Here is a 16,792-nt window from a genome sequence, read left to right on the forward strand (position 1 = left end):
TAAGTCTTGGTCGGATGGGGCGCGCGGGCTCGTGAGAGGGCGCGCCACACGCAGTTGGACAGCATACCAACAGCCCGGGCCGCCGCTCAAATTCACGACGACAGGACCGCCCCCGCTCATGCTATCGCGGCGCGGCCACCGCGATCCGCACATCGGCCCGCCCGCCCGACGACTCCACGCTCCCTCCGGCGCCGCCGCGCACCCAGGCCCGCTCGTACTCCCTCCAGTCCTCCTCCGTGGCCGCGAAGTCGACGTACAGGGCCAGACCGAACTCGGTGCGCGGGCCGTGCCCGCTGAGCGCGAGCCGCGCGCCCTCGGCCGCGGCCTCGACGCTCTCGGCGTAGTCGAGGTACGCCACGCCGTGGTCGTGGTAGGCCGGAGCCCCGATGAGGAGGGTCTTGTCCTCGGGCACGAGGTCCAGGGCGAGCGAGGTCTGCCGCGCGACGTAGCCGCCGTACAGGGACGGCAGGGGCGTCCCCGAGTCGTACGTCATGATCGCGACCTGGTCGGTCAGGCCGACGACCTGGCGGAAGTAGTCCGGCGTCCAGTACTTGTCGTGGCCGATCGCCAGGGCGGTGGGGCCGCGCAGGCCGGGCAGCGGCTCGATCTGCTGGGTGGCGACCGACAGGAGCCGGGCGCCGATCGCCGCCCGTGTCTCCCGCAGCACGCCGAGGAACGGCCCGTCCCCGTCGGACACCGGCTCGAAGTCGTAGTGGATCCCGTCGAACCCGGCGGCGACCAGGTCACGCGCGCCGGCCACGATCCGGGCTCGCGCGGCCGGGTCGCCCAGGCTCAGGTGGGGCTTGCCGTTGTCGTTGACGGTCTGGCCGAGCCAGGCCGACACTCGGACACCGGGCACGTTCTTGCGCCACCATTTCAGGAAATTTCCGGCGTTGGCGTATCGGTCGGGGGGCAGGGTCCCGTCGTACTTGAACGGCCCGCTGTGGACGTACACGTCCTTGATCCCGCTCGCGCGCAGCCGTACGGCGAGGGCCCGCACGTCGGCCTCGGTGCGGCGGCCGTCCACCCACGCGTGGCCCATCCACAGGGCGTCGTGGCCGGTGGTCCTGGCCCACCCGGCGGGCGTACCGGCGAACTGCAGGCGCAGCGCGGCGGCGCCGGCCAGGGCGAGCGCGAGCGGCACGGCCACGACGACGGCGGTTATTCGCAGAACACGTCTGGTGGTCAAGGCAAGCACCCGGACATGCCACCATGGAGGGTGGCTGGTCCGCCAGCCTCGGGAGGGCCCGCCGAGCGCGAGGCGAGGCGGACGGCCCGCCCGATCAGCAGTCAATCATCTTGTCGAAACGGACCTCGGTGCGCACTCAGCCTGGCCAGACCGACCCCGCGTTGATCCGCAACTTCTGCATCATCGCGCATATCGACCATGGCAAGTCGACACTCGCCGACCGGATGCTGCAGCTCACCGGTGTGGTGGACGACAGGTCGATGCGCGCACAGTACCTCGACCGCATGGACATCGAGCGGGAACGGGGCATCACCATCAAGTCGCAGGCCGTGCGGCTCCCGTGGAACGGCCACGTCCTCAACATGATCGACACGCCCGGCCACGTGGACTTCACCTACGAGGTGTCCCGGTCGCTCGAGGCGTGCGAGGGCGCGATCCTGCTGGTCGACGCGGCGCAGGGCATCGAGGCCCAGACGCTGGCCAACCTCTACCTGGCCATGAACGCCGACCTCCACATCATCCCGGTGCTCAACAAGATCGACCTGCCCGCCGCGCAGCCGGACAAGTACGCCGAGGAGATCGCGGGCCTGATCGGCTGCGACCCCGGCGACGTGATGCGCGTGTCCGGCAAGACCGGCGTGGGGGTCAAGGAGCTGCTCGACCACGTCGTGGAGCACGTCCCGGCGCCCGTCGGGAACGCCGACGTCCCCGCCCGCGCGCTGATCTTCGACTCGGTGTACGACACCTACCGGGGCGTCGTGACGTACGTCAGGGTGGTCGACGGGCATCTGTCCAAGCGCGAGCGCGTGCTGATGATGTCCACCGGCGCGCAGCACGAGCTGCTGGAGATCGGCGTCATCTCGCCCGAGCCCATGCCGTCCGACCGGGGGCTCGGCGTCGGCGAGGTGGGCTACCTGATCACCGGTGTGAAGGACGTGCGTCAGTCCCGCGTGGGTGACACGGTCACCAACGCGGCCAAGCCCGCCGCGCAGGCCCTGGGCGGCTACGAGCACCCCAAGCCGATGGTCTACTCCGGGCTCTATCCGATCGACGGCGACGACTACCCCGAGCTGCGCGAGGCCCTCGACAAGCTGCGGCTGAACGACGCCGCGCTCGTGTACGAGCCGGAGACGTCGGCGGCGCTCGGCTTCGGCTTCCGCTGCGGCTTCCTCGGCCTGCTGCACATGGAGATCGTCCGGGAGCGGCTGGAGCGCGAGTTCAACCTGTCGCTGATCTCGACCTCGCCCAACGTCATCTACCGGGTGATCATGGAGGATGGCAAGGAGCACGTCGTCACCAACCCGTCGGAGTTCCCGGCCGGGAAGATCGGCCAGATCTTCGAGCCGGTGGTGAAGGCCACGGTGCTCGCGCCGGCCGAGTTCATCGGCGCGATCATGGAGCTGTGCCAGGGCCGCCGCGGGCAGCTCCAGGGCATGGACTACCTGTCGGAGGACCGGGTCGAGATCCGCTACACGCTCCCGCTCGGCGAGATCATCTTCGACTTCTTCGACCAGCTGAAGTCGAAGACCCGCGGGTACGCCTCGCTCGACTACGAGCCGTCCGGTGAGCAGGAGGCCGACCTGGTCAAGGTGGACATCCTGCTGCAGGGCGAGACCGTGGACGCGTTCAGCGCGATCGTCCACCGCGAGAAGGCGTACGCCTACGGCGTGGAGATGGCCAAGAAGCTCAAGGAGCTCATCCCGCGGCAGCAGTTCGAGGTGCCCATCCAGGCCGCGATCGGCGCCCGCGTCATCGCCCGGGAGAACATCCGCGCCATCCGCAAGGACGTCCTCGCCAAGTGCTACGGCGGTGACATCAGCCGTAAGCGCAAGCTGCTGGAGAAGCAGAAGGAGGGCAAGAAGCGGATGAAGATGGTCGGCCGGGTTGAGGTCCCCCAGGAGGCCTTCGTCGCCGCCCTCTCGTCCGAGGCCCCGGACAAGAACAAGAAGTAGGCGTCCCTGGTTTGACCAGAACTTAATTGCAATCGCGGAGAAACATGACCATCGGTTAACGTTTGGTCATGCGCATCCTCTCTGTGAACGTGGGCCGGGCCGTGGACGCCGAGTGGGCCGGCAACCTGCGGCGCACCGCCATCGACAAGCGGAAGATCGAGGGCCGGATCGCCGTACGCGAGAACGGCCTGGCGGGCGACGAGCGCGCCGACGTCGCCAACCACGGCCACCCGGACCAGGCGGTGTACGCCTACGCGCGGGAGGACTACGACTGGTGGGAGCCCCGCATGGGCCGCGACCTGCGTGACGGCCAGTTCGGGGAGAACCTCACGACGTCCGGGGCCGACGTGACCGGCGCGGTCCTCGGGGAGCGGTGGCGGGTCGGCACGGCCGTCCTGGAGGTCACCGCCCCCCGCGTCCCCTGCGTGGTGTTCCGCAACTGGCTGGACGAGCGCGGCTGGGTGAAGCGCTTCACCGACGCGAACCGCACCGGGGCGTACTTCCGGGTGGTCGAGCAGGGCGAGCTCGGCGTCGGCGACGAGATCGAGGTGCTCCACCGGCCCTCCGGCAGCGTGACGATCGCCGAGTCGTTCCGGGCCTACCACGGCGACCGGGACCTGATGCTGCAGATCCTCAGCATTCCCGGCCACAGCGACAAGTGGGACCGGATCGCCGAGCGCGTGCTCGGAGACCGCGGCGGCGTCGTCGCATCCTGATCACGAACTGCCCGCGCGGTCCCGAGAAGTTCGATCGCGGCACGGGCAGGGCCCGGATCAGGTGAACCGGACGAGGAGCCGGTCGAGCATCCGCTGCCTGGCGGGCCAAGGGAAGGCCGGGACACGCGCTGCCGTCGTGCCACGTGGTGCGGTGGAGGCCCCCGGCCCCCACCGCACGGCCGGTCAGCGCAGGACGGAGTACAGGGCGGTGATGAGGGAGGCCTTGGCGTCGTCCTGGTCGATGGACCAGAGCATGGAGCCGCCGAGGCCCTTGAGGCGGATGTAGGCGGCCTTCTGCAGCATGACGGCGGGGTCGTCGTAGGACCAGAACTCGTTGCCGTCGTAGAGCCACAGGGTGCCGGTGAGCAGGTCGCGGTAGCGCTTGCCGGGCTTGTTGACGAGGTTCTTGTAGTCGTCGCTGCCGGCGGCCCAGGTGCCGGGGGCGGGGCCGGTGGCGGTGGCGTACCGGCCGTCGCCGCCGGAGGTGACGCCCGTCCAGCCCTGGCCGTAGGCGGGGACGCCGATGACGATCTTCTGCTTGGGGGCGCCGCGTCCGACGTAGTCGCGTACGGTCTGGTCGACGCTGAACTTCACGTCGTTGGGGTCGCGCCGGTCGGTGAGCAGGTTGGCCTGGTGGCCGGTGCGGTTCTCCCAGGGGCCGTGCAGGTCGTAGCCCTGGACGGTGGCGAAGTCGAGCTGGTCGAAGACCTTGCGCACCTCGAAGCCGGCGTCGATCTTGGCGGCCGCGGCGGGGAGGAAGGCGGTCAGTTCGTCGCGCCGGTCGTGGGCCTTCATCTGGCGGCGTAGTTCGGCGAGGAACAGGGTGAAGTTCTGCTTGTCCTCGGGGCGGATGACGTTGCCGTCGTTTCCGGCGGAGCCGGGCCATTCCCAGTCGAGGTCGATGCCGTCGAACACGCCGGCGGCTGCGCCGGGGGGCAGGCCGGGCAGGTCGCCCTTGAGCCACAGGCCGACGCAGGAGGCGGCGAGCTTGGCCCGGGACTCGGGGGTGAGGACGGCGTCGGAGAAGTATGTGGAGCCGGTCCAGCCGCCGAGGGAGATCAGGACCTTGAGGCCGGGGTGGCGGGCCTTGAGCTTCTTGAGCTGGCCGAGGTTGCCCTTGAGCGGCTGGTCGTCGGTGTCGGCGACGCCGTCGACGCTCTGCTCGGCGGGCACGGGGCGCTGCCAGTCGGCCCAGGGGTCGGCGGAGTAGCAGGTGCCGTCGGGGCCGACGAATCCGAAGGCGTAGTTGAGGTGGGTCAGCTTCCCGGCGGCGCCGCTGGCCTCCACGTCCTTCACGTGGAAGTTCCGTCCCTAGTACCGCCCTTAGCGCAACATGTCATCCTTGGAAGGTCAGCCCAGGGCTTGGTGACCACCATCCAGCGCGATTTCCCGCCTGACGTGCTCCGATGCCGTCATGCCGCCCGTATCTCGCGCCGTCAGCACTTACCGCTAAGCCCGAACACAGCGACAAACGACCGCGTATCGGCGAGGACTTTCTCTACAGGGTCAAGGCGAGCCGCCTGCGGCGGCTCGCAGCGCGCCGGGCGGCCAGCGGGCCGGGCGTGCGGCTCTCCGGCCGGTCCCGGCCCGCGCCGCCCGCGCGCCACGAAACCGATCCTCGATGCTTCAACTGCGAAGGGGTGCACCTATCACGCTAGAACGTTAGCGCCTCACCCACCATTCGATCGCTTGGTTAACTGCGCGCACTGCTAGTTGGAATAGCGTAGCTAAGGTTGGAGCGAATCTTAGGATTTTCTTTGTTATGCGAGGATCGTGTTTGGAGTCATTAGATTTGTTCTGTGAAACGTCTTGGCCATTCTGTGAGGCACTCTCGGGATTACTGCTCTTCTTTGGCCATAAGCGAAATTTCACGTGCTACTCTTCCGGTGACCGATGATATGTTCATGGGGTAGATCGCGGTGTTGCGTGTCGTGTGGGAAAGGGTGAAGGCTTCAATTGGGAACGGGAGGCGGTAGGCGTGGCAGAGGGTGTTTTAGGGGTAGCCACTGCTGGAGAGGGGGAGGGTGTAGGAGGGGCAGCTCCTGTATACGCCTTAGAAACGTAACCGGACCCCAGCGGTAGAATCGCAACCGCTAGAACGATCGCGGACGCTCGCATCAGCTTATATTTGCGACCGATGCGTCGTTCATCGGTCACGTAAAGGTGAATCCTTGTATCCAGGACTGTTTCTGCGACATCTGGAAGGTCGCGGTCTCGATAGTGGTCTCGAAGCAACTCTGGGTCGATGGTGGCGCTTGGGCGCGGAAGTAACGTTAGAAGGGCGAAGAGTGCAGAAAGCACTAATAGGCTGAATGTTATTGTTAGCCAAAGAGCTGGGAGGTCTCGAGATATGCCGACCAAGACCCCGCTAGATCCGAGAAAGAGGCCAGCTTTAGTGTTGACCGAATCTTCGCGACGCTCTTGAAGTTCTACTGCGAGGTCCAGCTCTGCCCGTAGGAGCTCAATCCGAGGGTCGATATCGGTCGGTTCTGCTGCAGATTCAATGTTTTTTGGCGTCAAATAGGCAAGAATGGATGCACGAATTCCACTTTTGTTTGTTGGTTGTTTCATTTCGCCCCATCCGATCTACGAGACAACTCCGACTATACCTGGCAGATCGATAGGCGTGCAGGTTGGGTGATATGGCGTATCTTGTCGCCTATTGCTGCATTTGGTCAGTATGTCCATAATCGATTCTTGACCCGATGTGGGCGTGGGTTGTATCGCTCGGCAGCGAGCTGAGACGCGCCTATTAGGTGCCGCCCCCGCTGCTCGATTGTTCGTGGCCCTTGGTCGGCGTCAATGCCGTCTGTGCGGGTTGGGCGTGGGGTTGCGGTGTACGTTGTTGGTGGACGGACACGCGAAGACGGCATTGACACCTCGGTCGGGCCACTGATGTCGGCAGCTATCGGGGGCGGGGGAGGAGTGGCGCGGGTCGCAGACACAGGTGCCGCCCCGCCCGAGTGGGCAGGGCCGCGTGTGGGCTGGACCGTCTATCGCATCTCGCCGAGCAGTAGGGCATGCCATACCCGCCTCCTCGATGGGCCAGCGGTGTGTCTCCTCGACCTCGGTATCGGTTCAGCCTGGGTCGGCTTGCGGATAAACGCCCACCCGCCGGCAGGGGAGTAAAACTCGTAGACGACAGTGCGGCAGCCGCAGGCCCAGGCGAGACTGCGGCGGCTCGCGGTCCAGCGGGCAGGGTGTGCGGCTCTCCGGCCGGTCCCGGCCCGCCCCGCCCGTCTATCAGCAGCAATTCAGGCATCGGATGAGCCCGGGCAGATTGTAACCGCACCCTGATTGAGGCTAATAGCCCCATTGGGGGCGGTGCTGGGCTACTCTTCTCGGTTGAAGAGCTGTGCACCTTTAGCCTTGAAGGAGACCCATTATGGCGAACCTGACTACTGAGTACGGTGCCTACTATCCTCCGGGCGAGGACCTGCTGAAGCATGTATTCGATAATGGCTTGATCGTTCTCGATGCCAACGTGCTACTCAATTTATATAGGTATCTCCCCTCATCGAGGGATGAACTGCTGAAGGTACTGGAGAGATTAAATGATAATCTCTGGGTGCCTCATCAGGTTGGCCTTGAGTTTTCCCGTCGGCGACTCGCTGCCATCCGGGATCATCAGTCCGCTTTCGAGACGCTCGATGCGCGACTGGAGGGATCACTGGAGGCCGCTAAATCTGAGATCAATGCGTTTGCAAATCGAATTTCGTTGGACGGTTCAACAAGAACTGCGATAACCAAGCTGCTCAATGACGCCTACGGGGCGGTTCGCTCCGCGATTGGGAAGATTTCGCCGAACGATCAAGAATCGGGCGGTGTGGGTATTGATGTGGACTCCGTAATAAACCGCCTCAACAAGTTGCTCCAGGATAGGATTGGCCCATCCTTGAGCAAGGATGAAGTCGAAAAGGTAAAAGCAGAGGCGAATCGAAGAGCGGAGCATGGCATTCCCCCCGGATATAAAGATAAGGGAAAGGGTGACCCTACGGGGGATTACATTCTTTGGTACCAGATTTTGGCCGAAGCAGCTCACCGAAAGGTCGCCGTCCTACTGGTTACTGATGATGTGAAGGAGGATTGGTGGCGCAGGGAGCAGGGGCGAACGCTAGGGCCGAGGCCCGAACTGTACGAGGAGATGAAGGAGAAGGCTGGAGTTCCTTTCCTCCTGATGACCACTAGTGGATTCCTTCGCAACGCAAACAAATACCTCGATGCAAGAGTCAGTACGCAGACGATCGAGGCTGCTCAGGAGGCGGTCGAGAACACTCATCAATCCGTTAGTGATGAAATAGAGTCTATGTTGGAGACAATGGAGGTCAATTCCTCGAGTCGTGGCATTCTTCGACAGGCGAGCTACAGGAAGTCGGTTCGGGATCTCTTACGGGAACTTCCAGTGAAAGTAGAGGAAGCGCCCGGCGGGTTAGACGTAATCCTCACGCTTGCGAACGAGCGACGCATCTTGGTCATTCCGTTATATTTCAATAAAGTGTCGCGAGAGGCTCCGGGGCCGAGATTGATATCCGCCATAGATCGCAGGTTCTCGCAGAAGTATTCCGAGGAAATAGCGGGCGTAGTGGTCGTCACCAACATTGATATTCCAGAACCCGTGTTGACGCGATATGGCCTCTTTGGCTCCATTGAGGTCGTCAAATGGGATGGCAACTCGAAAGAGACCGTAAGTGTTATTGAAACTCTTGGGAGGATTGGATCCGAGTAATTCGTGGCCACATCCGCCCACACCCCCGCTGCTCGATTGTTCGTGGCCCTTGGTCGGTGTCAACGCCGTCTGTGCGGGTTGGGCGTGGGGTTGCGGTGTACGTCGTTGGTGGACGGACACGCGAAGACGGCATTGACACCTCGGTCGGGCCACTGATGTCGGCAGCTATCGGGGGCGGGGGAGGAGTGGCGCGGAGCGCAGACACAGGTGCGGCCCCGCCCGAGCGAGCGGGGCCGCGTGTGCGCTGGACCGTCTATCGCATCTCGCCGAGCAGCAGGGCATGCCATACCCTGCGCGCCTCCTCGATGGGCCAGCGGTGTGTCTCCTCGACCTTCGGTGTCGGTTCGGCCTGGGTGGTCTTGCGGATGAACGCCTGCCCGCCGGACTGGAGTAGTTCGTAGACGACGGCCCGGCAGTCGCACGTCCAGGCGAGAACGCGCACGCGCCCCACCCCCTCGAATGGCTTGTGCCACACGAGCTTCACGTGATCTTTTCGGCCCATCTTCCAGTGCGGACTCAGGCACTCGTCCGGGTCCACAACGGAGGTCGCCATCAGAACCGCCGCCTCATCGTGCTCCGCCGTTGGCCCAGCCGACGACCCACCGCACGGCGGACTGCGGTTGGTCGACCGAGGACAGTGGTACGACGGTCCCGGACTTCGGCAGCTTGATCAGGAAACGACGCGGCTTGCTCTCCTGGTCGATGGTGACCGTCGCGACCTGCCCGCCCAGGCCGTAGATGTCCAGCTCTGAGGCCGCCTTCTCCCAGACTGGGAACCCGGTCATGCGCACCGTGATGTGCCGGATGAGTCGTGTGCGGACCCCTTGGGATCGGAGTAGGTCGCCGAGGGCGGCCAGGATGCCCGCCTGCTGGTTGGCGGTCCGGTTGCCGTTCGTGATCTGACGCATGGCTCTCCCATCTGTCTCGCTGACGGGTTGAGCGTACGCCAACCTTCCTACTCCTACCTAGCCCTTCTCCTAGGTACCTCTAGGTACCTGTGGTAACGACATGGAACGCTTTCGTTCCTACTCTTGAGCCCGTGATCGAGTTCCGGCCTGACCAGCTCAAATGGGAAGCCGTCCTCGAAGAGATACGACGGCGTATCCGGACGGGCGAATACCAGGTGGGTCACCCCATCCCTGGTGAACCCCGCATGGCCGAGGAGTTCGGCATTGCCAAGGGCACCGCACGCCGCGTCATCAACGAATTGCTCAAGGCCGGAGACGTCTACACCGTGCTCGGCAAGGGAACCTTCGTCGCCGACCCCGAAACCGGCGGCCCGCCCCGACGAGACACCGAAGACGAGTGAAGTGAAGGCCCCCGAACGAATCGGGGGCCTTCAGCCTTCTATCGGTTGTCAGCGAGACGACGGAAGGCGCACCAAGCGTAGAGCCCACGGGCCGAGGGCAGTAGCGTTCCGCCGTGGCGCCGCCGGCCCAACCGCTTCGCGGCCCTTCGGGTGCCTACGGCATTGCGCCGGCCGCACCACTCCCGCAGTCACATTCGGCGAGGTCAGGCTGACTCTTCCCGTTCACGGGCGATCCGGCGAGCGGTGGCGATGCGTTGCCGGATCAGCTCGGCCCACAGATGTTCACCGTTCCGGTAGCCGCTCCCGGCGAAGCGCCACTGACCGACCGTCACCGTCTCCCGCTCATCACGAGGAGACAGGCCCCGCCGTTCCCGAGCTCGCTCGGCCTGGTGATCGGCTCGCACCTGACGCAGCGCGCCGAGCGTGGTCGAGTAGTGGCGGCTCTTGGTCGAGAAGTGGCCCCGGTAGCCGAGCATGTGCGCCCACTGCCGCAACGGGATCAGCCGGTAGGCCGGATTGTTCGCCAGCGCGAAGCAGGTGTAGATCATGCGCCGGGCATGCTCGGTGACGTCGAGCCGCGCGACATCGGTGACCTCTCGGATAGGCCGGTCCACGGTCCCGGCTGACTCGGCCCCCTTCGTTGCGTACTTCGCGATATAGGCCGCCACCCGCTGATCCGCGATCCCTTCCAGCGTGGTCGCGACGTAGATGGGGTCCACGTCGAGCTGCGTCCCCCACCGGCCGACGAACGATGGGGCCTCGTCCGGCACGGGTACCGAGACCGCAGCCGCGGTTTCCCGAATCGCCTCCTGGAGCACGGGCACGGTCGCCCAGTCCGGCGGACGATCGGACGGCCCGTCCGGACCGTCGAGACGGATCACGGCGTGGAAGTGGACCAAGCCTCGCGCCTGATACTCGGCCACCTTGGCGTACGACAGCCGCAGCCACCGCCGAAGCTCTGCCCGCGAGACGCCCAGGTGCCGGGCGAACGTCGCCGGTAGCGCCTGGGTGAAGCGCCGCCACAGCCCACCGGCATGGGCGTTCCACAGCACCGCGCCCCGGTAGTCGTAGCAGTCCACACAGACCGGCTGCCCGACCTGGGAGTCATCCTCGCTGTGCCGGGCCCCGCAGCCTTCCGGCCTGCCGTGCTCGCACACCGGGTTGTCCCGCCGAGGACGGCACGGCAGCACCTTGTCCCCCTTCATCCGGCGCGCGTGGACCGCACCGAACGAGGGGGCCGTAAAGGTGGCGAAGACGCGAGGATGCGCGCTGACGTCCTCGGGTACGCCCTTGCCGCCGCGCAGGCCGGACAGGATCAGGTGGTAGGTGTCGTCGCGGTAGACCTCCGAGCAGGCCGGGCACCGGGACGCGCGCCGGTTGCCGCACGCGGTCAGCAGGTAGCCGGTCGGCTCGTCGGCCGTCCGGTAGACGTCCAGCACTTCCAACCCGGCATCGAAGGTGATCCGGCGTCCCTGGAGCCGGATCGGCTGGGCGCAGCCGCCCGTCGCGCGCACCATTTCCTGCCACCGGGCGAAGTCCGGCATGGCGGCGCGCTGGGCAGCGGCCAGAACATCGGGGGAGAGGGGAGGGAGTTCGCTCACGCGGCATCCCTCCCGCTGTCGGAGGCGGTGTCGTGCGCGTCGCCGACGTACTCGGCACCGTGGATGGCGGCGAACCGCCGCCACTTGTTGACGCCCCACCGGGGCGAGCGTTCGAGCTGCCGCTTGCACCACTCCTCAGCCAGCGCAGCCATTGGACCCAGTTCCTCGGGTACCAGCGGAGACCTCCTTTCCTCGTAGGAAGCCCCCTCGCGCGAACCCGGGAAAGACAAAGCACCAGCGCAGAGCAGACCGAAGGCAGGTCTGTAGTGCGGTGGTGCTTCAGCGAGACGATATGTGGAGTGTTTTGTGCGACGGTGAACCGGTGAGCACGTCCAGGGGGCCTACCGCTGGGCCGGGTCCCTCCAGCGGAACGGCTTATCTGTTGTGTTGTTTGCCCGGTGGTTCCCCTGTGCTCGAATCTGTCGCGGCCGGTAGCTCGCTGTTGTGAATGTCTTTCCGCCCTGTCGCGGACGGAGCCCTTGCTCTTTCAGATGTACCACTCGGAGAACGTATTTAGCCAGGTCAGCGTTCCGCGCATGGCTCGTCTCGGAACTGTCCACCGTTGTTTGCTGGCGTTCACTGGCGTTCACTGGCGTTCATTGGCGTCCGCTGACGTATGTCTGCGTAGGGAGGAGGGGAAGGCACATGTCACGCCAAGGTAAGGGTGTCAGTCCTCCCGCCAGACGGGTTCGAGCGCGTTCGGGTCGAAGTTGCCCCACGACCCCATGCCCTTGCCGACGGGATGGACGATCACCGCGTGGAACGCCTCCATGACCATCGCGCGCTTCGTGCCCATGGAGAGGCCGCCCTGGTCCTCGGGCAGGTACCAGCGCCGCCGTATGTCGGCCGCGTCAACGATGCGCCGAGCCCGCTTGCGCTCCTTGGCCGCCGTGTACGCCTGGCCCTCCCGCCGCAACTCGTTGATCCGCTGCTCAAGTGACGGGACGAGCATGAAGAACAGTTCGTTGCTGATCGTGCGCGCGTTCCACTGCCGGGTGAGTTCGGCGAGCTGTTCCTTCTTGTCTTTCAGCTCTTGCTCACCGGCCCACGGGACGTCCTCCGTGTCCGCGTCGGGGGACTCGTCGAGCTTCGCCAGGACCAGCTCGGATATGAACACGTCCACCCGGTCGCCGCGCCGCCCGACGCCCCCGCATCCGCCGTCGCTCGGGGCGGGACAGACGTAGAGGTGAACCCCTCCGCGTGCCGGCCGAACCCGTAGGGGTGCGTTGCAGATGCCGGTCCCATCGGCCTTGGGCTTGCCGCACCGGAGGATGCCCGACAGGAGATAGCGGTGCTCCCGCTGATCGAAGCGCATCCCCAGGACCGCGTACTGATCGGCCTTCTCCCGCGAGGTGCGCTCGAAGGCGGCCCGCACGGCAAGCAGTTCGTCGGGTGTGATCAGGGCTTCCCACTTGCCCACCACCGGATTGCCATCCGCGTCGCGGACCAACTCGCCGTTGATCTCCCGCCACCCGCAGAGCCGGGGGCTACACAGGGTGGCCCGCAGGGAACGGCGTGACCACTCGTTCCCCCGCGTCGTACGCACCCCGAGCTGCTGCCACTTCATCACGATCGCGCGGAGAGAGCCCCCGGCGATGATGGCGTCTACCGCCTCGCGCAGCAGCGGCCCCTCTTCGGGATGGATGGTGACTCGATCGGCCAGCCAGCCGAACGGACGAGGGCCGCCCACCGGTACGCCCTGCTCGGCCCGCGCCCGGTGAGAGCGGCGCATGCGCCGCTGCATCTTCCGTATTTCCATCTTCGAGATCACGGCCCCGAACAGGCCCATGCTCTCGGTGTCCTCGCTGTAGAGGTCCTTCGGTCCGCGTGCGTCGGCGAAGACCCGCCCGTCGCGATAGGTGAAGGCTTCCACGAAGCGTTCGTAGTCGCCGGGACGGCGTGCCAGCCGGTCCTCAGCGACGATCACCACACCTTCTATAGGTGTCCCGTCCGCGAGGCGTCCGGCGCGCAGCGCCTTGACCATCGCCTCGAAGGCGTCGCGTACGACGTTGGCCTTGGCGGCGGACTTGTCGTTGTCGGTGAACTCGTGGACGATCGTCCAGCCGAGTCGCCCGGCGGTCTCCCGGTTGACCTTGTGCTGATCCTGTACGCCGTGCTCGTCTCCACGGCCGTCGGACGAGATACGCGCGTACGAGACGACAGGGACAACCTCTGCCATGGGGGCCTCCTTGAAGTTTGCACTCCAAGGAAGGTTCTAACCGTAGATGCCCCACTGGATGAAGTAGGCGACCCGCTTGTAGCGGTCCCCGCCGGTGCCGGCCTGGGCCGCTGCCGGCGCCAGCCCGGCCGCCAGGGTGGCGGCGACCGCCACGGCGAGGGTCCTTCTCATGAGCACGCCGGCCTCCCGAGCGCTTTTTTATAGGAAAGTTTCCTGTAAATTGCCGCGATCGTAGACCGCCGTGATCAGGGCGTCAATGGCAGGGCGCGAGTGACGGCAGACTGGAGAGGTGCCTTCAGTGCTTCCCGACGGCGACCCCGTCCCCCCGAGCGGCGAGCTGCCGTCCGAGGCCCTCGACGGGCTCGGCTCCCGTCCGTTCGGCTTCTACGTCCACGTGCCGTTCTGCGCGACGCGCTGCGGTTACTGCGACTTCAACACCTACACGGCGGCCGAGCTGGGCCCCGGCGCCGCGCAGCGCGACTACGCCGCCACCGCGGTCGAGGAGATACGGCTGGCCCGGCGCGTGCTGGGGGACGCCGCGCCGCCCGTGGAGACCGTCTTCTTCGGCGGCGGCACGCCGACCCTGCTGCCCGCCGCCGACCTCGTACGGATCCTCGACGCCATCGGCGAGGAGTTCGGCCTGCGGCCGGACGCCGAGGTGACGACCGAGGCCAACCCCGAGTCCGTGGACCCGGCCTACCTGAAGGAGCTGCGGGCGGGCGGGTTCACCCGCGTGAGCTTCGGCATGCAGAGCGCGGGCGAGCACGTCCTCGCCGTGCTGGACCGGCGGCACACCCCCGGCCGGCCCGCGGAGGCCGTACGGGAGGCCCGCGCGGCCGGGTTCGAGCACGTCAACCTCGACCTGATCTACGGCACGCCGGGGGAGAGCGACGACGACTGGCGGGCCTCCCTGGAGGCCGCGCTGGCCGCCGGGCCCGACCACGTCTCGGCGTACTCCCTGATCGTCGAGGACGGCACCCGGCTCGCCGCCCGGATCCGTCGCGGCGAGCTGCCGATGCCGGACGACGACGTGGCGGCCGACCGCTACCTGATCGCCGAGGAGCTGCTGACGGCCGCGGGCCTGAGCTGGTACGAGATCTCCAACTGGGCGGCGGGAGACGAGGCCCGCTGCCGCCACAACCTGCTGTACTGGACCGGCGGCGACTGGTGGGGGGCCGGACCGGGGGCGCACAGCCACGTCGGCGGCACCCGCTGGTGGAACGTCAAGCACCCCGCGGCCTACGCCGCCCGCCTGGCGGCCGGGACCTCGCCCGCGCACGCCCGTGAGGTGCTGTCGGCGGAGGACAGGGCCGTCGAGCGGGTCATGCTGGAGCTGCGCCTCGCCTCGGGCTTCCCGCTCGCCGACCTCGCCCCCCAGGCGCGTACGGCGTGCGCGCGGGCGCTGGCGGACGGGCTGCTGGAGGTGGAGGCGTTCAAGGCGGGCCTGGCCGTGCTCACGCTGCGCGGCAGGCTGCTCGCCGACGCCCTGGTGCTGGACCTGACCGCCTAAGCCGGAGCCGTCACGAAGTCGATCAGTTCTTCCACGCGGCCGAGCAGCTCGGGCTCCAGGTCGGCGAAGGTCGTGACCCGGCCCAGGATGTGCCGCCACGCCTCCTGGGGGTCCATCCGCCAGCCGAGGGCCGCGATCACGCCCTCCTTCCAGGGCACGCCGCGCGGCACGTCCGGCCAGGCGGGGATGCCGAGCGCCCGGGGCTTGACCGCCTGCCAGATGTCCACGAACGGATGCCCGACGACGAGCACGTCGTCGCCGGACACCCGGGCGGCGATCCGGCTCTCCTTCGAGCCGGGCACCAGGTGGTCCACGAGCACGCCGAGCCGCCTGCCCGGCTCGGGGCCGAACTCCTCGACGATGGCCGGGAGGTCGTCCACGCCCTCCAGGTATTCGACGACGACCCCCTCAACCCGCAGGTCGTGTCCCCAGATCTTCTCCACGAGCGAGGCGTCGTGGACGCCCTCGACGTAGATGCGGCTCTCCCTGGCGACCTGCGCGCGCAGGCCCTCGACCGCGATCGACCCCGAGGCGCTCCGCAGCGGCCCCTTCGGGCCGCCCTGGGGGCGCACCAGCGTCACCGGTTCGCCGTCGAGGAGGAATCCGGCGGGCGTCAGCGGGAACACCCGCCGCCGGCCGAACCGGTCCTCCAGCGTCACGGCCTCCTTGTCGCAGGCCACCACGGCGCCGCAGAAGCGGCCCTCGGCGTCCTCGACCACGAGATCGGGCTCGGCCGGGATCTCGGGGATCTGCCCCCGCCGTGGCCGCCGCCAGTCTCCGGAAAGCACGTCCCGCCCGTACATGCGGGGAACGCTAGCAAATCACGCCAGGCGACGGCGGGCCGCGGAGCGGCGCGCGAGCACGACGACGGTCACGATCAGCGCGGCCAGGAAGCCGACGGTGGGCAGCGCCAGCAGCGCGACGGCGCCCCCCACCAGCATGCCGGCCGCGCCGGTGAGCTGCTTGCCGACGCCGAACCGCACCCCGTCGCCCTCGCAGGCGAGCGGGTAGGTGCCCGCCTCGGGGACGCCGGCCTCGAACAGCAGCTCCCAGGTCGTGCCGTTCAGCGTGACGGTCTGGGAGACGGCCGGCCGGGTCAGCCGCACCCGCGGGTCGGCGCCGTCCCCGAGCTGACAGCGGACGTCGGTGGGCTGGTCGACGGCCGCGTAGATCGCCGGCTTGTCCGCGGGATCGAGGGCGACGTTCACCGACTGCCCGCCGGAGAAGATCGTGGTGGGTGCGGCGTCGCCGAGCGTGGAGAACAGGCCGCCGGCGAACCCGCCGACGCCCGCCACCAGCAGGACGACGAAGAGCGCCCAGGCAAGGAAGATCCACAGCAGCCGGGGCCGGATCGGCCGGGGGCCGGCGTACGGCGGGGGAAAGGGGTGCGGCATCCGCAGGGTAACGTCGGCCGGGGGCATGGGGCGGGGCACCCGCATGGTCACGTCGGCCGGCGAGGAGTTCTGGTTCTCGTGCATGGGTGAAGAGTCGACCATGCGGCTTGTGGTCGATTTGCAGCTCGCTTGTCCTGGTGCCCGCCGCGTTATCGCACCACGTGGGGTGGTAGCCGTACACTTGGCACTCGGGAACACAGAGTGCCAGAGTCGGTG

At 67.1% G+C, this 16,792-nt stretch carries 15 protein-coding genes; 5 read left to right on the forward strand and 10 right to left on the reverse strand.

The genetic code is table 11. The annotated features are described in order from the left end of the window. Positions 1-121: 121 nt before the first annotated feature. Positions 122-1,198, reverse strand: coding sequence for a hypothetical protein (locus FLW16_RS06975; protein ID WP_260614968.1), 1,077 nt, complete (start codon positions 1,196-1,198; stop codon positions 122-124). Positions 1,199-1,317: 119 nt separating this feature from the next. Here FLW16_RS06975 and lepA point away from each other — a divergent pair, with 119 nt between their 5' ends. Next, complete coding sequence (gene lepA / locus FLW16_RS06980) at positions 1,318-3,141, forward strand: translation elongation factor 4 (RefSeq protein ID WP_260614969.1); 1,824 nt, start codon at positions 1,318-1,320, stop codon at positions 3,139-3,141. A gap of 68 nt (positions 3,142-3,209) precedes the next feature. Then, positions 3,210-3,857, forward strand: coding sequence for an MOSC domain-containing protein (locus tag FLW16_RS06985; protein ID WP_142558821.1), 648 nt, complete (start codon positions 3,210-3,212; stop codon positions 3,855-3,857). Positions 3,858-4,040: 183 nt separating this feature from the next. Here FLW16_RS06985 and FLW16_RS06990 read toward each other — a convergent pair whose 3' ends face one another. Further along, the gene (locus FLW16_RS06990) at positions 4,041-5,153 is read right to left on the reverse strand and encodes a glycoside hydrolase family 18 protein (RefSeq protein ID WP_221890931.1); all 1,113 of its coding nucleotides are present in this window, start codon (positions 5,151-5,153) and stop codon (positions 4,041-4,043) included. Positions 5,154-7,242: 2,089 nt separating this feature from the next. On the opposite strand from FLW16_RS06990, the gene FLW16_RS06995 reads away from it, so the two are divergent. After that, positions 7,243-8,583 carry a PIN-like domain-containing protein gene (locus FLW16_RS06995; protein ID WP_142558823.1) on the forward strand — a complete coding sequence of 447 codons (1,341 nt, stop codon included), beginning with the start codon at positions 7,243-7,245 and terminating at the stop codon, positions 8,581-8,583. A gap of 253 nt (positions 8,584-8,836) precedes the next feature. Here the strand turns inward: FLW16_RS06995 and FLW16_RS07000 are convergent, their stop codons facing one another. Continuing rightward, positions 8,837-9,025 (reverse strand): hypothetical protein, encoded by a 189-nt coding sequence (locus FLW16_RS07000; RefSeq protein WP_142558825.1) that lies wholly within the window; start codon positions 9,023-9,025, stop codon positions 8,837-8,839. Between the two features lie 124 nt (positions 9,026-9,149). Then, the gene (locus tag FLW16_RS07005) at positions 9,150-9,491 is read right to left on the reverse strand and encodes a hypothetical protein (RefSeq protein WP_142558827.1); all 342 of its coding nucleotides are present in this window, start codon (positions 9,489-9,491) and stop codon (positions 9,150-9,152) included. Positions 9,492-9,622: 131 nt separating this feature from the next. Here FLW16_RS07005 and FLW16_RS07010 point away from each other — a divergent pair, with 131 nt between their 5' ends. After that, the gene (locus tag FLW16_RS07010) at positions 9,623-9,892 is read left to right on the forward strand and encodes a GntR family transcriptional regulator (RefSeq protein ID WP_076437814.1); all 270 of its coding nucleotides are present in this window, start codon (positions 9,623-9,625) and stop codon (positions 9,890-9,892) included. Between the two features lie 203 nt (positions 9,893-10,095). Here FLW16_RS07010 and FLW16_RS07015 read toward each other — a convergent pair whose 3' ends face one another. The 4 genes from FLW16_RS07015 to FLW16_RS43510 form a co-directional block, all read right to left on the reverse strand. Beyond that, positions 10,096-11,493 carry a replication initiator gene (locus FLW16_RS07015; RefSeq protein WP_185949293.1) on the reverse strand — a complete coding sequence of 466 codons (1,398 nt, stop codon included), beginning with the start codon at positions 11,491-11,493 and terminating at the stop codon, positions 10,096-10,098. Beyond that, on the reverse strand, positions 11,490-11,645 hold the full coding sequence (locus tag FLW16_RS43505) for a hypothetical protein (RefSeq protein WP_185949294.1): 156 nt from the start codon (positions 11,643-11,645) through the stop codon (positions 11,490-11,492). Before FLW16_RS43505 ends, FLW16_RS07015 begins: the two co-directional genes overlap by 4 nt. Before the next feature lie 515 nt (positions 11,646-12,160). After that, the gene (locus FLW16_RS07020) at positions 12,161-13,672 is read right to left on the reverse strand and encodes a recombinase family protein (RefSeq protein ID WP_142558829.1); all 1,512 of its coding nucleotides are present in this window, start codon (positions 13,670-13,672) and stop codon (positions 12,161-12,163) included. A gap of 36 nt (positions 13,673-13,708) precedes the next feature. Further along, complete coding sequence (locus FLW16_RS43510) at positions 13,709-13,849, reverse strand: hypothetical protein (RefSeq protein ID WP_185949295.1); 141 nt, start codon at positions 13,847-13,849, stop codon at positions 13,709-13,711. Positions 13,850-13,961: 112 nt separating this feature from the next. On the opposite strand from FLW16_RS43510, the gene hemW reads away from it, so the two are divergent. Beyond that, positions 13,962-15,182, forward strand: coding sequence for a radical SAM family heme chaperone HemW (hemW, locus tag FLW16_RS07025; RefSeq protein WP_142558831.1), 1,221 nt, complete (start codon positions 13,962-13,964; stop codon positions 15,180-15,182). On the opposite strand, the gene FLW16_RS07030 is transcribed toward hemW, so the two are convergent. Continuing rightward, entirely contained in the window at positions 15,179-15,985 is an 807-nt protein-coding gene (locus tag FLW16_RS07030) for a DUF3097 domain-containing protein (RefSeq protein WP_142558833.1), read from the reverse strand. The genes hemW and FLW16_RS07030 overlap by 4 nt on opposite strands. Positions 15,986-16,003: 18 nt before the next feature. Then, complete coding sequence (locus FLW16_RS07035; RefSeq protein WP_142558836.1) at positions 16,004-16,660, reverse strand: hypothetical protein; 657 nt, start codon at positions 16,658-16,660, stop codon at positions 16,004-16,006. Positions 16,661-16,792 lie beyond the last annotated feature (132 nt).

The organism is Microbispora sp. KK1-11 (assembly GCF_006874435.1).
GTDB classification, from domain to species: Bacteria; Actinomycetota; Actinomycetes; order Streptosporangiales; family Streptosporangiaceae; genus Microbispora; species Microbispora catharanthi.

What these genes read in the sequence shown, in the direction of transcription:
- FLW16_RS06985 (WP_142558821.1), top strand. Translation starts at nt 3,210, where the DNA reads ATGCGCATCCTCTCTGTGAACGTGGGCCGGGCCGTGGACGCCGAGTGG.
- FLW16_RS07030 (WP_142558833.1), bottom strand. Translation starts at nt 15,985, where the DNA reads ATGTACGGGCGGGACGTGCTTTCCGGAGACTGGCGGCGGCCACGGCGG.
- FLW16_RS06995 (WP_142558823.1), top strand. Translation starts at nt 7,243, where the DNA reads ATGGCGAACCTGACTACTGAGTACGGTGCCTACTATCCTCCGGGCGAG.
- FLW16_RS07020 (WP_142558829.1), bottom strand. Translation starts at nt 13,672, where the DNA reads ATGGCAGAGGTTGTCCCTGTCGTCTCGTACGCGCGTATCTCGTCCGAC.
- FLW16_RS43505 (WP_185949294.1), bottom strand. Translation starts at nt 11,645, where the DNA reads ATGGCTGCGCTGGCTGAGGAGTGGTGCAAGCGGCAGCTCGAACGCTCG.
- FLW16_RS07005 (WP_142558827.1), bottom strand. Translation starts at nt 9,491, where the DNA reads ATGCGTCAGATCACGAACGGCAACCGGACCGCCAACCAGCAGGCGGGC.
- FLW16_RS07035 (WP_142558836.1), bottom strand. Translation starts at nt 16,660, where the DNA reads ATGCACGAGAACCAGAACTCCTCGCCGGCCGACGTGACCATGCGGGTG.